Source organism: Morganella psychrotolerans, from assembly GCF_001676155.1.
GTDB lineage: Bacteria > Pseudomonadota > Gammaproteobacteria > Enterobacterales > Enterobacteriaceae > Morganella > Morganella psychrotolerans.
The window spans coordinates 372,901-388,443 of the sequence record NZ_LZEW01000012.1; the positions used below are offsets into that span (position 1 = coordinate 372,901).

10 protein-coding genes and 6 pseudogenes are annotated in these 15,543 nt (G+C 48.6%); 6 read left to right on the forward strand and 10 right to left on the reverse strand.

Annotation, left to right across the window (positions count from 1 at the left end; genetic code table 11):
* Positions 1 to 126: 126 nt before the first annotated feature.
* From AYY16_RS19815 to AYY16_RS12125, 6 genes and pseudogenes are all read right to left on the reverse strand, one after another.
* Positions 127 to 714: an ATP-dependent endonuclease gene (locus tag AYY16_RS19815; RefSeq protein ID WP_156664999.1), complete on the reverse strand. Its 588-nt coding sequence runs from the start codon at positions 712 to 714 to the stop codon at positions 127 to 129.
* A gap of 53 nt (positions 715 to 767) precedes the next feature.
* Positions 768 to 1,577 (reverse strand): ATP-dependent nuclease, encoded by an 810-nt coding sequence (locus AYY16_RS19820; protein ID WP_082970716.1) that lies wholly within the window; start codon positions 1,575 to 1,577, stop codon positions 768 to 770.
* A 74-nt stretch (positions 1,578 to 1,651) separates the two neighbouring features.
* Positions 1,652 to 1,831: an AAA family ATPase gene (locus tag AYY16_RS21710; RefSeq protein WP_082970717.1), complete on the reverse strand. Its 180-nt coding sequence runs from the start codon at positions 1,829 to 1,831 to the stop codon at positions 1,652 to 1,654.
* 359 nt (positions 1,832 to 2,190) lie between these two features.
* A pseudogene (locus tag AYY16_RS12115) lies at positions 2,191 to 3,295 on the reverse strand (glycerol dehydrogenase).
* Between the two features lie 242 nt (positions 3,296 to 3,537).
* Entirely contained in the window at positions 3,538 to 4,206 is a 669-nt protein-coding gene (locus AYY16_RS12120; RefSeq protein WP_067366746.1) for a 7-cyano-7-deazaguanine/7-aminomethyl-7-deazaguanine transporter, read from the reverse strand.
* 114 nt (positions 4,207 to 4,320) lie between these two features.
* Positions 4,321 to 5,440: pseudogene (locus AYY16_RS12125) on the reverse strand (linear amide C-N hydrolase).
* 160 nt (positions 5,441 to 5,600) lie between these two features.
* On the opposite strand from AYY16_RS12125, the gene tusA reads away from it, so the two are divergent.
* Together tusA and AYY16_RS12135 are read left to right on the forward strand one after the other, a co-directional pair.
* Complete coding sequence (gene tusA, locus AYY16_RS12130) at positions 5,601 to 5,855, forward strand: sulfurtransferase TusA (RefSeq protein ID WP_067366749.1); 255 nt, start codon at positions 5,601 to 5,603, stop codon at positions 5,853 to 5,855.
* A gap of 23 nt (positions 5,856 to 5,878) precedes the next feature.
* Positions 5,879 to 6,721: pseudogene (locus tag AYY16_RS12135) on the forward strand (DUF817 domain-containing protein).
* A gap of 96 nt (positions 6,722 to 6,817) precedes the next feature.
* On the opposite strand, the gene AYY16_RS12140 reads toward AYY16_RS12135, so the two are convergent.
* Positions 6,818 to 9,217 carry a zinc/cadmium/mercury/lead-transporting ATPase gene (locus AYY16_RS12140; protein WP_067366752.1) on the reverse strand — a complete coding sequence of 800 codons (2,400 nt, stop codon included), beginning with the start codon at positions 9,215 to 9,217 and terminating at the stop codon, positions 6,818 to 6,820.
* A 142-nt stretch (positions 9,218 to 9,359) separates the two neighbouring features.
* Positions 9,360 to 9,992: a lysoplasmalogenase gene (locus AYY16_RS12145; RefSeq protein ID WP_067366755.1), complete on the reverse strand. Its 633-nt coding sequence runs from the start codon at positions 9,990 to 9,992 to the stop codon at positions 9,360 to 9,362.
* A 105-nt stretch (positions 9,993 to 10,097) separates the two neighbouring features.
* Here AYY16_RS12145 and AYY16_RS12150 point away from each other — a divergent pair, with 105 nt between their 5' ends.
* Positions 10,098 to 10,451: a DUF2500 domain-containing protein gene (locus AYY16_RS12150; protein ID WP_067366758.1), complete on the forward strand. Its 354-nt coding sequence runs from the start codon at positions 10,098 to 10,100 to the stop codon at positions 10,449 to 10,451.
* Here AYY16_RS12150 and AYY16_RS12155 read toward each other — a convergent pair.
* Together AYY16_RS12155 and rsmD are read right to left on the reverse strand one after the other, a co-directional pair.
* Positions 10,452 to 10,764, reverse strand: a pseudogene (locus AYY16_RS12155) (DUF1145 family protein).
* Positions 10,765 to 10,775: 11 nt separating this feature from the next.
* Positions 10,776 to 11,366: pseudogene (gene rsmD, locus AYY16_RS12160) on the reverse strand (16S rRNA (guanine(966)-N(2))-methyltransferase); the annotation flags it as partial.
* A gap of 752 nt (positions 11,367 to 12,118) precedes the next feature.
* Between rsmD and ftsY the strand changes: the two are divergent.
* From ftsY to ftsX, 3 genes and pseudogenes are all read left to right on the forward strand, one after another.
* Positions 12,119 to 13,748: pseudogene (gene ftsY / locus AYY16_RS12165) on the forward strand (signal recognition particle-docking protein FtsY).
* A 6-nt stretch (positions 13,749 to 13,754) separates the two neighbouring features.
* On the forward strand, positions 13,755 to 14,420 hold the full coding sequence (ftsE, locus tag AYY16_RS12170) for a cell division ATP-binding protein FtsE (RefSeq protein ID WP_067366764.1): 666 nt from the start codon (positions 13,755 to 13,757) through the stop codon (positions 14,418 to 14,420).
* A complete protein-coding gene (gene ftsX / locus AYY16_RS12175; RefSeq protein WP_067366767.1) occupies positions 14,413 to 15,384 on the forward strand; it encodes a permease-like cell division protein FtsX in 972 nt (323 codons plus the stop codon). Before ftsE ends, ftsX begins: the two co-directional genes overlap by 8 nt.
* Positions 15,385 to 15,543: the final 159 nt, after the last annotated feature.

Below are 15,543 nucleotides of genomic sequence, written 5' to 3' on the forward strand. Positions count from 1 at the left end.
GGCAAATACTATCTTAAGATATTTACCTTATATTAAATCCAATTAATAAAGCCTTCAATATCATCAGAGTTTTCTACAATCATTTTCCAGTCATCATGTTTAGAGTCATCTAGTTTAGATTTAAAGTCAAACCATTCTGATTCGTTTTTTTTCATCAAAACCAAAAACATCTTCTATAGCACCATGAGACCATATATATATGTTATCATCTTTAAGTTTTTTCTTTATATTAGAAATTGGAATTATTGCATCAGGATGTTTAGCTAAACATGAAAAAGCATATGCAGCTGTATTACCATTTTTTATATTAGAAGGAAAACCGGTAGTCTTATCTATTTTTATTTCATCAGGTTTTTCATTTTGCATTTTGATAAATGTCGCCTTTATATCCATTATGTCAGGACATTCCTTTTCGATATAACCATGTGCGATTGCCGACGTAATATAATCAAGATCAGTAATTACGCGATGTGGAACATCAAGGCAATTTAATATTTCTTTGGTTCGCTTTATTGCAGTTTTTCCATCAATAGATAATAATGCTATTTTATTTGCGCCAAGACTATTACCTTTAATAACTCTATATATTGGGTCAATTACTTTTAGTTCTGTTTTTCCTTCAACAATGATCACTTTTTCAGAAAAAAGTATTTGAGATGAATTTGTTAGACTGAATATTTTATCAAAGTGATGAGCTTCTTTTGTATCTTTCATTTTTTTCAGCAATAGCTTGTTTAAGTGTTTTTCTTGTCTCAGTACACCTTTCTTTAGATTTTCTGACTAGAACAGCTATATTTGCTTGTTTGGAAGTTATCATTAATCCGGAGTGAGTAGTGATAATTACTTGGTATCCATTTTTTTGATAAAATTATAAGAGCTTCTCTTAATAACTCTACTGCGGTAGGGTGTAAGTATAATTCTGGCTCATCAATCAGTAATAAAATATTAGGATTTTTCTTTGTAGATGAGTTGGATTTAATTTTAGCGAGGTATTGAATCAACGCCATCTGAATTGTTCTTTGACTACCATGACCAAACATTGACATATCACGAATATCTTTTCCATGCTCAAAAACTTTTAAGGTTCCTGATTTAAATATTTCTTCAAGGCTAGGGGTTGGGAAATGTATTTTTACACTAATGTCAGGGAAGTATGAGCCTATTATTTCATTTATTCCATTATCAGTTTCATTTATTGTTTTAAACCTTTCACTACCATCATATGCTAACAAATCACTTAATCTTCTTATTGAGTTATTAAATTCAGTAGCATGAATTTCTTGAACGCTTTCAATTATTTGGGATAATAGCTTTCCTATTGTTGAAGAGGTTTTATTTTTTGTTGAATCTTCAACGGCATCAGTCATAGCTTTAATATGAATTATCTCTGGGAATATATTTTTAATGGATTCTTCTATTCCACCGGGATTGCTAACCCATAATGATGGATTTTTATTAGTATCAAAAACCTCGAACTTTATATCAGCAGCCTTTGCACCAGATATTTTTCGTTGTATCCGTCTAACCTTTATTGTTCCTTCAGAAATATAAGGGCTTATTTTTTTTCCTATTGTCACTAGTAATTAATGCGAGTGCATCATCATCAATGCCCTCTATAGTTGCAGATACAGAAACTTCACACTCTTTATTATTAAAAGTTTCCTCTATAGATAATGTTCTTTTTTTCTAATAACCATTTTATTGCTGATAAAATGTTTGATTTTCCCGCGTTATTATATCCAACAAGGGGGGTGAATGGAGATAATTCAAATGAAGTGTTTTTACATGAAAGGTAGTTGTTTATATCTAGACTCTTTATGTATACAGACATGTCAATTCCTTGCGGTTTATAGTTTTGGTTTCAGTTTTTTTTGTAATTTAGGTTGCCTATATATGATGGCATTGTAATTAATATTTTAGCATGAACGTTTTATTGCTCGGTTAAATTACGAAATGTCGTTTATACTAGGATGTATATATCAACACAAAACATAAAAACTATCCTAAACAAGTTTTCAGGATCAAATAGATATTTATTTAAAAATCGCAATAAGAATCCCCCGTTATTTCATCGGGGGATTTATGCGGACGATACAGGAAAAACCCGGGGTTTATGTTAGTCATACTTCAGGATGCCCGCCTATCTTCATTTACCGCCCACAGGCACCCCAAACTAACTTACATAATCAATTAATAAAGCCAGTCACGACCCATGCGATCCGCTGCCATGATGGCGGCGTACACCTGGTCTGAATCGACTTCAAACGGCATATTGTAGATGGTTTCGTTATCGGCGCAGCTCAGTTCGGCAATCGCCATCACTTTTTCTTCCAGCTCCGGACCGATGCAGTCGACACCCAGTTCTTCCAGTGTAATCGGCAGACCGACCTGTACGCAGAACTCCAGAACCATCTCAAGCTCTTCTGCCGGGGCATTTTCCAGCACTAACTGAACGATTGTGCCGAAGGCGACTTTTTCACCGTGATACATGTGGTGGCACTCTTCCAGCGCGGTAAACCCGTTATGGATAGCGTGCGCTGCCGCAAGACCGGCACTCTCAAAGCCCAGACCGCTGAGCAGCGTATTGGCTTCAATAATATTTTCCACCGCTTTGGTGCTGACACCGGCTTCCACTGCCAGTTTGGCTTTGATACCGTCACTGAGCAGCGTATCAAAACACAGACCGGCGAGAGCCAGCGCCGCCAGTGTTGTGCCGCCGCCTGCCATGGTCATTTTACCGGCTGCACTGCATGCGCGGGCTTCAAAATAGGTCGCCAGCGCATCACCCATACCGGCAACCAGCAGGCGGGCAGGGGCGCGGGCAATAATGTTGGTGTCCATCACAACCACATTCGGGTTCTGCGGATAGAACAGGTAGCTGTCAAATGCACCGAGTTCATTATAAATAACGGACAGTGCGCTGGTCGGCGCATCTGTGGAGGCGATAGTCGGGGCAATAATCACCGGCACCTTTGCAAAATGTGCAACCGCTTTTGCGGTATCCAGCGTTTTACCACCGCCAACACCCAATACTGCCTGGCATTTATGGTTTTTCGCCAGTTTGGTCAGGCGCTCGATCTCTTCATGAGTACATTCGCCCCCGAAGATCTCAACGACACCGGAAACTTCATATTCGCTCAGGCTTTCATTTACGATTTCGCCTACCAGTCCGTGGACAAATTTATCAGCAATCACCAACGTTTTTTTCTGCTAATGGTCTGATGTATTTACCCACATGGTAAAGCGCGTCCGGACCCTGAATGTATTTGGCCGGAGATTGGATCACTTTTAACATACTCAAACTCCTGAATGCATCGCGTTATGGTGTCTGTGAGGGATTATTCCGTCTGGATCAGACTATCAGTTACAACTACAGATATGTGAGAGCTGACGCACTGTAATGGTCGGGAGTATCGCAGCAGATGGGGAAAATGTGATACATATCCTTATTCATTCAGAGCACATCCTGAATGACGTTGGATACAGCCGACAGCGCAGAGTGAGGATAGTCACCCTGCGTGTCAGAAAAATGACAGGTTAGTGACGCGCGGGCAGAGAATCGTCGTCTTTCTGTGCAAAAAACGAGCGCAGGATCAGATTGAGCAGCACGCCGTAGGCCGGCAGGAAAAAGAGCATGCAAATGGTCACTTTAAAGCTGTAATCCACCAGCGCGATTTCCACCCAGTTAGCTGCCATAAACGGATCGGTACTGCGCCAGAAGGCGATAAAGAAAAAGGCTATGGTATCAATCAGGTTGCCGACAAACATGGCAGCAGCAGGCGCAACATACCAGCGGTGGTTCTGACGCAGGCGGTTGAATACACGCACATCAAGAATTTGTCCGAGGGCATAAGCCATAAAACTGGCGGCGGCAATTCGTGCCACAAACAGATTGAAATGTGTCAGCGCTTCAAATCCCTGCCAGTCTCCCTGAAAGAACAGGGCAGAGACAACGTAGGAAATAGCCAGTGCCGGTATCATCACTGATGTGATAATTCGTCGCGCCAATGGTGCGCCGTAGATCCGCACTGTCAGGTCAGTTGCCAGGAAAATAAAGGGAAAGGTAAACGCGCCCCAGGTCGTGTGGAAGCCGAAAATGGTGATCGGCAACTGCACCAGATAGTTACTGGAGGTAATAATCAGAATATGGAAAAGCGATAACCAGGTCAGCGCCATAAGCCGCTGCCGGGGGGATAAATTAAACATATTGTACCTTTTTGGTGGTTGGGGTTAGGGAACCCAATAAACTCAGCGCAGAATGATACGCCGTTTGCGCAACAAAATCAAAAGAGTCTCCCTGGTTGCAGGGAGACGGTTCGGTTATTCTTTTCCGTTGCCGAAATACAAGGCAGATTTATTCTCTGTACTTGTAAATTCAAAAGGGTCTGATTCAACAAATTCGTTTGTAACATTTCCGGCAAAAAGATGCTGTTGATTATCACCAAGATCCAATTTTTTGACGACCCCTGTTTTCGCTGAAAAATCAATCTCGTTTAAATCCATCCAGATGACCGAGGGTGCCATAACGGCATCGAAGAAATAGCGGTTGTGCCGGTGATCTGCCACGCTGCGCCAGCGTGTTGAGGATTGCCCGTCAATCTCACCGGAAGCTGTGGTATGTGGTGTCATCGCGGACCGGTAAGGCGATGACGTGTTGCGGATGACACTTAGTACAGCGGCAATCGCTTCATCAGGGGCAAGATTTACGGGAATGCGATCGCTGTAAAATTTCGCCCGGACAAACCTGTCCGTTGAGCGCCGGGACCCGGGCAGTACGGCGCGCCCGTCCGCTTCTTCCCAGTAGCGGTTTAATGCCAATTGCTCATTGAATACCGGCGAATTTGTCATGACATCAGTATCGGGGCCTTCATGAATAGCCAGCTCACCATCAATATATTCAATAATAGCGCTGTTACCGGCGGCATCAGAAATGGAAAGATGTACGTTGACCAGCCGGTCTCTGCCGGGTTCTTTATCGGTGACAACAATAAATTTTTCTTTTCTTAGTTCCTCAACGGCTTCTTTTACAGTGGCGAAATTATCCAGTACATATTGTGTCCACACAGAAACCGGCATCACTTTTTTTCTTTTTGTGATACTCAGGATAGACGGATTCTGTCAGCCAGAGCAGATTGGCGGTCAGACCTTTTTCATTCATACCGTCGATGGTTGCCATATCATAGGCGGATGTAATGACACTGCCATAGCGGGATGCCCATTGCAGCCCCTGCTTACCGGGCGTGCCTTGCCGGTGCATGCCCCGGGGGAAAATCCACAGGTTTGTACCGGCGGGTTTTGACCAGTCCATAGAACGGGCAGTCATGTGAAGATTATCGTTACCGTGATAAATAAACCGGGTGCAGGCATCAGACGCGTTCGGGATCATGAATGCGGCAGACAGCAGGGCGGGGAGAAAAAAGGATTTTGCAGTAATGTTCATATTATGGCTCCGTAGCAGGTATATATCTGAGCCTGCCGGAGAACAGACGAAGAGAAAATATCAATTTTTAATCTGTAAATTTAAAAACAGTGTCACGGGTGTGTGATATTTATTTAGAGTATATACTCCTCTGCATTCTTTATGTAACAGGACAACAATAATGTCAGATGCTTTTTCTTGTGTTGATAAAACCCTCGATACCCTCGGGCTGCGCTGCCCTGAGCCGGTGATGCTGGTGCGTAAAACCATTCGCGGTATGAATGCCGGAGAAACATTGATGGTGCTGGCAGATGACCCCGCGACCACGCGGGATATCCCGGGCTTCTGCCGGTTTATGGAGCACGAACTGGTAGCGCTGGACACAGATAATACGCCGTACCGCTATCTGATCTGTAAACATGACAGTGCGCTGTAATTATTCTTTTCAGGGACAGCCCCATGCCTGGTAGTCTCGATACCTTTCTGCTGGAGCAGAAACACTCGTCACTGACCGGCTGGCGCCGGTTTATACTCGAATTCTGGTTTTTTGGTCTGAAAGAGGCGAGAGCCTGTTTATTTGCCGCGTTCTTTTTTTCTGGCACTCTTTTTAGTCCCTGCAAAAGGCGTTTACGGCATTCCGCGTTATGATTTTCTGCTGATCCTGGCAGTACTCTTTCAGATTGGCATGGTGTGGAAAAAGCTGGAAACAGTGGATGAACTAAAGGCGATTTGTATTTTCCATGTTGTGGGGTTTGTGATGGAGTTATTCAAAACCTCATCAGCTATCGGCTCATGGAGTTACCCTGATTTTGCCTATACAAAGCTGTGGAATGTGCCGCTGTTTACCGGTTTTATGTACGCGGCGGTCGGCAGTTATGTGATTCAGGCGTGGCGCTTCCTGCATGTCCGTATTGAACATTTTCCGCCATACTGGCTGGCAACGCTTATCGCGCTGGCCATCTATGTGAACTTCTTTGCGCATCATTTTATCGGCGATTACCGCTGGTATCTCACTGCGTTTATTCTGGGATTGTATGCGCGCACGATGGTCTATTTCACGCCGTATGATAAAGAACGCAAAATGCCGCTGTTACTGAGTTTTGTGCTGATTGGCTTTTTTTATCTGGCTGGCAGAAAATTTCGGGACTTTTTTTTGGTGTCTGGCAGTATCCGAATCAGATTGGTGCGTGGGCAACAGTCCATGCCGGAAAGTGGGGTTCCTGGTCATTGCTGGTGATTGTCACTTTCACGATAGTGGCGTACCTCAAACACATTAAAGCGACGATTTTAGTGGTCAGATAGCCGGTAGTTTATAGCCGGTAAAAGAAAGGGGATGCATTTTGCATCCCCTTTCTGTTTTTACAGCATTATGCTTTACAGCATTGCGATATCAGCGGGTTACTTTTTCACTGCCCGCAGCAGGCGCACGGCGTTTGCGGTGACCAGTGCGGTTGCACCTGAGTCAGCCAGTACCGCGACCCACAGTCCGGTCAGTCCCATCAGTGTGGTCACCAGGAAGACTGCTTTCAGACCCAGCGCGATAGCAATGTTTTCACGGATAACTCTGCGTGTTGCCCGGGACAGCGCGATGATCTCTGCAATACCGGTCAGGCGGTTATGGGTCAGGGCGGCATCGGCTGTTTCCAGCGCCACATCTGTCCCGCTGCCCATTGCGACACCAATACCGGCGGCTTTCATTGCCGGAGCGTCATTGATACCATCACCCACCATCATGGTGCGGTGCTCTTCATTGAGCGCCATCACCGCTTTTACTTTATCTTCCGGCATCAGACCCGCGCGGAAATCCATCCCGACCGCATTGGCGATAGCAGCGGCAGCACGCGGGTTATCCCCTGTCAGCATTACGGCATTGACGCCCATTTTGCGCAACTGTGCGATAGCCTCCACGGCATCGTCACGCAGTGTATCCTGCATGGCGATAAGCCCGGTCAGCTGTTGGTCTGCGACCACTGCGACCACGGTTTTCCCTTCATTTTCAAGGCGGATGACTTCAGCCGCATTGGCATCCGTCAGCAGACCTTCTGCCAGTTTACCCGGGGCGCTGACCAGTACATTTGTACCATTAAGGTTACCTTCAACTCCTTTACCGGCATGTGCTTTGCGGTTATCCGCTTCTGTGATGGTCAGTCCGAGTTCAGCTGTGCGTTCAAGAATCGCTTTGGCTAACGGGTGATGTGAGCCGCTTTCAACTGATGATGCAAAGGTCAGAACATCCGCATTACTGTGATTATTCAGTGCAACGATATCCGTAACCTGTGGTTTACCTTCTGTTAGTGTGCCGGTTTTATCCAGGGCAACGGTGGTCACTGTACCCAGTTGCTCCAGTGCGGCACCGCCTTTAATCAGCGCACCACGGCGGGTGGCAGCAGCCAGTGCGGAGGTGATCGCCGCAGGTGTGGAAATAACCAGCGCACACGGACAACCAATCAGCAGCAGAGTCAGACCACGGTAGATCCACGGATACCACTCAGCACCCATAAACAGTGGCGGAACCACAATCACCAGCGCAGAGAACAACATGATCATCGGCGTATAGTAACGGCTGAACTGGTCGATAAACCGCTCAATCGGTGCGCGGCGCTCTTCGGCTTCTTCAATCAGCGTCATAATGCGGTCAATCGCATTCTGTCCCTGTTCAGAAACCACTTTCATTTGTACGGCTCTGTCGACGGAAAGCGAGCCTGCCGCGACTTTTTCGCCCTGTGCCCGCTCAACCGGGACGGATTCCCCGGTCAGTGCGCTTTCGTCAAAACTGGCGAACTCACTGAGCATTTCAGCATCTGTCGGTAAACGTCCGCCCGGTGCAATTTCAATAATATCGCCCGGACGCAGTTGTGAAACCGGCACAGATATCTTTTTGCCGTCTTTAACCACCACCGCATCTTCCGGCACCAGCGCCATCAGCGCACTGACACCCCGGCGGGCGCGACCTGCGGCATAAGACTCCAGCATTTCACCCAGCAGGAAGAGCAGGATAACCATTGCCGCTTCTTCTGTGGCACCGATAACAATGGCGCCGACGGCAGCAACCGTCATCAGTGTTTCAATGGCAAACGGCGATCCGGAACGGATAAGGCGAAACGAACTTTTTGCAATCGGATACAGCCCGACCAGTGTTGACGCGATAAAGGCATATTTACCCAGCGTCGGATTAATTAACTCCAGCCCGTAACTGAGGGCGATCAGTACTGCAAGAATAATCATCGGTGCTGCTTGTTTCAGCAGGCTGATTTCTTCTTTTTTCTTTGGTGCCGCGTTTTTGTCATTCAGGTCATACAGGGTGAAACCTGTCTGTTGTACAGCGCTTGTGACGGCTGCGCGCACATCTTCATCGGCATCCACCACCAGTTTTTCGGTGGCAAACATCACTTTTGCCTGTCTGACAGAGGCGACTTTGCCGACGGCGGTTTCTATTTTCCGTGCACAGCTCGGGCAGTCCATACCTTCGACCAGCCAGTTATAACGGCGGCTGCCGGATAACTCAGGCGGTGTGACATCATCATTTGCGGCCTGGTCGTGTGAGCAGCAGCTTCCCTGCGCGTGGTCGTGACCGGCGTGGTCATGATTTGAGTCAGAATGCGCATGATCGTGCGTGGCATGGTCATGCGCGCGGGACTCGTCTTCGTCATGTTCCTTCTGCGCGTGTTCGCTGTGGTCGTGTGCATCATGGTCATGATGCGCCGGTGCCGCCGCTGTCTGACCGGTGGAGCACTCTGATTTACCGGTGCAGCAGCTGGTGCTGTGCGTATGCTCATGTTTATCTTTATTCGGGTGCATAAACACCTCCCTGTTCAACAGTTCAGTTGTTGTTAATTTGTCTCATTAACAGGAAGTGTACACATTGGAGTAGACTCCAGAGTCAACAGCAGGAACACATAATTTTAGGCAAATTGTGCGTTCCTGCTGTTTTGTGGCGTGATTACATCAGTGTGATCGCGCGGACAATCAGGAAGTGACCGAGGAAATAGAAAGTGGAATAGATAGCTTTTGCCAGCTTAAAGGAGAACAGAAAACGGTTCACCAGCCAGAGGATCAGGTTCAGCACCAGACAGAATGCCCCGATCATCAGGGAGAAGTTATAATCCGTTCCCAGCCCGAAGAACTGCTCACCGGCAAGCCATGCCATCACCAGCGCACTGAAAAGCGCGGTCAGTACCGGCACTTTGTGGTCGCCGAGTTTGTACCAGAGCAATGCCGGGACGGCAGCAGCAACGATCAGCAAGGTAATCAGCAGCGGAATATAAAGCGTGAAGTTATTCAGCAGGGCAAAACTCAGGGCATACAACAGATAAAACACGGCGCTGGTGTACAAAGAGAGATCGATTTTATTGTCCGCGACCAGGCGGATGGTGTCAGACACAATTGCGACTAACAGCCCGACGCACACCAGGTAACCGGAGATATCCAGCCCGTAATCACCGCTCCATGCCCACAGCAGTAACAACAGCAGAGTGACGGGACGGAAAACCCAGCGCTGCCAGTCCGGTCCCCGGTAGGCGGCATCGATATAAAGCCAGCCGGAAAAAAGTACAGCAATAAATGGCCAATTCATGGGGTGTCCTTTAGATATGTTGAGGGCGAATAACACCTGAATATTTGCTAATATCCCGTATTTACAGGTCACGATCAACAAGATTGCAGGAAAACAAGCATACCCATGAATAAATTCGGATTATTAGGTTTTATTGTCGCCGCCCTTATTATTGTGCTGGCAGCGCGTCGTTTCCTCGAACAGAGAAAGCAAAATGAGATTAATGACAGCTCTGTCGTGACGACATCTGAAGTGACGGTAGCAGAGAAAAAGGATTATCCGTACCCGAATATGCGCTCACGCGAGCGGGATGTGGTCTTCCCGGAAACCTTCCGTTATGAGGTGCATTTCCGCCCGCTGTCCGGGAAAACAATCGTGGTGTATATAAAAGAGTCGGAATATAAGGAGATAACCCTGCATTCACGCGGAACGCTTTTTATGCAGGGCACCCGTTTTATCCGTTATGAGCCGCTGCGCTGATCAGGGCTGGTCGTGTTTATCGTCATCGCCCGCAGGCGGGGATTTCAGTTCTGCCTGCTGGCGGCGCAGCATGATAAGCAGCTCAAAAACACCGAACAGAAAGACACGGAGTTTGCCGGCAGCGGTCAGTTTTTTATCTTTCGGCTGACCGGCATTGAACATCGCCATCAGCAAACCGTGCATCACGACCATAAAAAAAAGTGGCGATATGCATAAAGATATTCAGTGGTTTCGGGAACGGATGAACCAGGCTGAAAATCAAAAAACTCCACACTGATAACATCAGCAACCGGCCGATATTAATCCAGAACATACGGACTCCTGTTAATTAGCCTGCTCAGCAGTTGCCTGCCGCAGGTAAAGACGATACGCAACCTGACCGGCCACTTTCTCCCGGTGACACAACCAGTTAGCCGGGACAATCAGCGGATCTGATTCAGCTTCCGCTTCCGCGTAAATCATCGCATTGGCGCTCAGCCAGCCATTTTGTTCCAGCAAATCAACCGTTTCCTGTAATAACCCTTTGCGGAACGGCGGGTCGAGAAACACCACATCAAACGGCGTTCCCGGTTGTGCCAGAAACTGTGGCGCACTCTGGTTTACCACCGTTGCGTGATCGCAGGTCAGTAAACGGGCGTTAGCGCTGATTTGAGTGGCAACGGCGCGGTTCAGTTCAATAAATGTCACCGCAGCAGCATGACGGGAAAGGGCTTCAAACCCGAGCGCACCGCTGCCCGCGAACGCATCAAGGCAACGCGCCCCATTTATCACCGGCATCAGCCAGTTAAACAGGGTTTCGCGCACGCGATCGGTTGTCGGGCGAAGGCCGTCGTGTGTCAGAACAGGCAGTTTTCGTCCGCGCCACAGACCGGCAATAATGCGGATTTGCCCCTGAGGTGCGCTATGTGCTTTTTTTTACCATAACTTTCGCAACTTATTAATTCTGAAATTATTAATATGTTCTATACCCAACGTCATTCAGGATGCGGCCAACGAACCTGCGGTTTGAATGAATAAGGGTATAAATAATCCGGGATTCATGCAGGCGACATATTATACGCATGTTTTGTAAAAGTTCGTTTAAATTTAACCTGAAATCACGGAAAGCCGATGCGCAACCATCCTGTGAAATGATAGACTGCGTCTAATTCACAATTAATGATGATAATTACGCCATATCTGCTCAACATTTTCCGGAACGCGCAGGCGCCGGGGGTGACGGGTAACAGTGTGCAAGGGGTATAGTGGCTGTGGCAAAAGATAAGAAAAAAGGTTTTTTCTCCTGGTTGGGCTTTGGTCGTAAAGACGACGAAAATCAACCACAGGATACTCAGGAACAACAGGCAGAGCAGGCGCGATTAGCCGAAGAACAGGATCAGCATGATGCTGAAATTGCAGAGCAGGCACGACTAGCGCAGGAACAGGCTCAGCGTGATGCCGAAATCGCAGAACAGTCACGTTTAGCGCAAGAGCAGGCTCAGCGTGATGCGCAAATGGCAGAGCAGGCTCGCTTAGCTGAAGAACTAACCCGCCGTGATGCACAAATTGCTGAACTGACACGTTTAACACAAGAGCAGGCACGATTAGCGGAAGAACAAACCCGTCGTGACGCCGAAATAGCAGAGCAGGCGCGTTTAGCCGGAGAACAGGCTCAGCGTGATGCTGAAATGGCAGAACAGGCGCGATTAGCGGAAGAACAAGCCCGCAGTGATGCGCAGGCAGCTGAACAACAGCGCTTTGCGCAAGAACAGGCGCGTCGTAACGCAGAAGTCAGCGAACAGCAGCGTTTAGCGCAAGAAAAACGTCTTGCGCAAGAGCAGGCGGCAGAACAGCAGCGGGCAGAAGAAGAACAACGTCAGGCGAAAGAGCAGGCACTGCGTGATGCGCAGGCGCTCAAACAGCAGCGTCTGGCAGAAGAGCAGCGTCTTGCACAAGAGCAGGCAGCAGAGCAACAGCGTGCAGAAGACGCGCAGCGTCTGATCGAAGAGCAGGCACTGCGTGATGCTCAGATTGCCAAACAGCAGCGTATAGCGGAAGACCAACGTCTTGCGCAAGAACAGGCAGCAGAACAGCAGCGTGCAGAAGAAGCACAACGGCTGGTCAGAGAGCAGGCACTGCGTGATGCAGAAGATGCCAGACAGCAGCGCATCGCGGAAGATGCACGACTGGCGCAGGCTGCTGAACAACAGCGCTTAGCAGAAGAACAAGCCCGCCGTGATGCTGAAATTGCTGAACAGGAACGTTTAGCCGAAGAACAGCGTCTGGCGGAGGAAGAAGAAGCGCTGCGCCTTGCACAGGCGCAGGCAGATGCCGAAGACGCGCAGCTGATTGAAAACGAATCCCCTGCACCGGCGGACACACAGGAAAAACCGGCTAAAGAGGGCTTTTTTGCCCGTCTGAAACGCAGCCTGGTGCGCACTCGTGAGAATATCGGCTCCGGTTTCTTCAGTATTTTCCGTGGCAAAAAAATTGATGACGATCTGTTCGAAGAACTGGAAGAGCAACTGCTTATTGCAGATGTCGGGGTGGAAACCACCCGTAAAATTATTACCAGCCTGACGCAGCACGCCAGCCGCCGTGATCTTAAAGACGCGGAAGCCTTGTTCACCAAATTGCGTGAAGAGATGGGCGATATTCTGGCAACAGTAGATAAGCCACTGGTTATTGAAGATAAAAAACCGTATGTGATCCTGATGGTTGGCGTAAATGGCGTCGGGAAAACCACCACTATCGGTAAAATGGCACGTCAGTATCAGGCGCAGGGTAAATCTGTGATGCTTGCCGCCGGAGATACTTTCCGTGCGGCTGCGGTTGAGCAGCTACAGGTATGGGGTGAACGCAATAATATTTCTGTTGTCGGACAGCATACCGGGGCTGATCCGGCCTCTGTGATTTTTGACGCCATCCAGTCAGCAAAAGCAAAAGGCGTAGATGTTCTGATTGCAGATACCGCAGGGCGCTTACAAAATAAAGCGCACCTGATGGAAGAACTCAAAAAAAATCGTGCGGGTGATGAAAAAGCTCGATGAGGATGCCCCGCATGAAATTATGCTGACATTAGATGCCAGCACTGGGCAGAACGCTGTCAATCAGGCGCGTCTCTTTAATGAGGCCGTGGGGCTGACCGGGCTGACTCTGACCAAACTTGACGGTACGGCGAAAGGCGGGGTTATCTTTGCCATTGCGGATCAATTCGGTATTCCTATCCGGTATATCGGGGTTGGTGAAGGCATTGATGACCTGCGTCCTTTCAAAGCCGATGATTTTATTGAGGCACTTTTTGCCCGGGAGGACTAATCATCCATGATCCGCTTTGAACATGTCAGTAAAGCCTATTTAGGCGGCCGGCAGGCACTCCAGGGGGTAGATTTTCATATCCGCCCTGCTGAGATGGTGTTTCTGACCGGGCATTCCGGCGCAGGGAAAAGTACCCTGCTGAAACTGATTTGCGGAATTGAACGTCCCAGTGACGGGGCTATTTCATTTGACGGACATAATATCAGCCGTCTGACAAACCGCGAGGTGCCGTTTCTGCGCCGCCAAATCGGCATGATCTTTCAGGATCACCATCTGCTGATGGATCGCACTGTGTATGACAATGTGGCGATGCCGCTTATCATTGCCGGTGCCAGTCAGGAAGATATCCGCCGCCGTGTCAGTGCGGCACTGGATAAAGTCGGGCTGCTGGATAAAGCACGTAACTTTCCGGTTCAGCTCTCCGGCGGGGAGCAGCAGCGCGTGGGTGTTGCCCGTGCGGTGGTGAATAAACCGAGAGTGTTGCTGGCGGATGAACCGACCGGGAACCTCGACAGTGAGTTATCCGAAGGTATCCTGCGTCTGTTTGAAGAATTTAACCGGGCGGGTGTGACAGTTCTGATGGCAACACATGACATTATGCTGATTGAGCGCCGGGATTACCGTGTTCTCACTCTGAGTCAGGGGCGTATGACGGGAGATCTTCATGGCTAAGCAACCGCGTAAACCCGTAAAAAAAATACCGTCCAAATCCAAAGCGCTGAAAGGCGGCTGGCGCGAACAGTGGCGTCACGCGTGGGTGAATACGCTCGGCGATATGCTGCGCCAGCCGTTCTCCACGTTACTGACTGTCATGGTGATTGCGATTTCCCTGACACTGCCGAGTGTTTTTTACATCGTGTGGAAGAATGTCAGTCATGCGGCAGAGCAATGGTATCCGACGCCACAACTGACGGTTTATCTGGATAAAGGTCTGGATGAACAGGGCGGACAAAAGCTGGTGGATGAACTGAAAGCCCTCGACGGCGTGGATAATGTTAATTATCTCTCCCGCGACCAGGCGATAACAGAATTTCGTGCCTGGTCCGGCTTCAGTACCGCGCTGGATATGCTGGAAGAAAACCCGTTACCGGCTGTTGCTATTGTGACGCCGAAAATCGATATGCAGAGCAGTGACACACTGATGACACTGCGTGATCGCGTCAGTGCGCTGTCCGGAATTGATGAAGTCCGTATGGATGACAGTTGGTTTGCCCGCCTGGCGGCGCTGACCGGGCTTGTCGGGCAAATCGCCTCAATTATTGGTGTTCTGATGATTATCGCGCTGTTCCTGGTGATAGGTAACAGTGTCCGGCTCAATATTTTCAGCCGCCGGGAAACCATCAATGTCATGAAGCTTATCGGGGCAACAGACGGCTTTATTCTGCGTCCGTTCCTGAACGGCGGTATGTTGCTGGGAGCCGCGGGGGCAATATTATCACTGTTATTATCGTCACTGCTGGTATGGAAATTGGCTGCGGTTGTCACGGGTGTTGCTGCCATTTTCGGCACAACATTCACATTAACCGGGCTGGATTGGGATGAAGCGCTGCTGATTGTACTGGTTTCCGGTATGATCGGCTGGATTGCCGCCTGGCTGGCAACGGTTCGTCATTTACGCCACTTTATGCCGCAGTAACACTTCGGCAGACCGGCGGGAGGCATTTCTCTGCGCCGGTGCCGGTACTTCAGGTAGCAGGCACTAGGCACTAAGTGGTAGGCGTAACTGCGTCTCATGTTGTACACTATTTGTTATTATCGTCTGCCGACGTCATTTTTTTTATTCATATCGAGGACT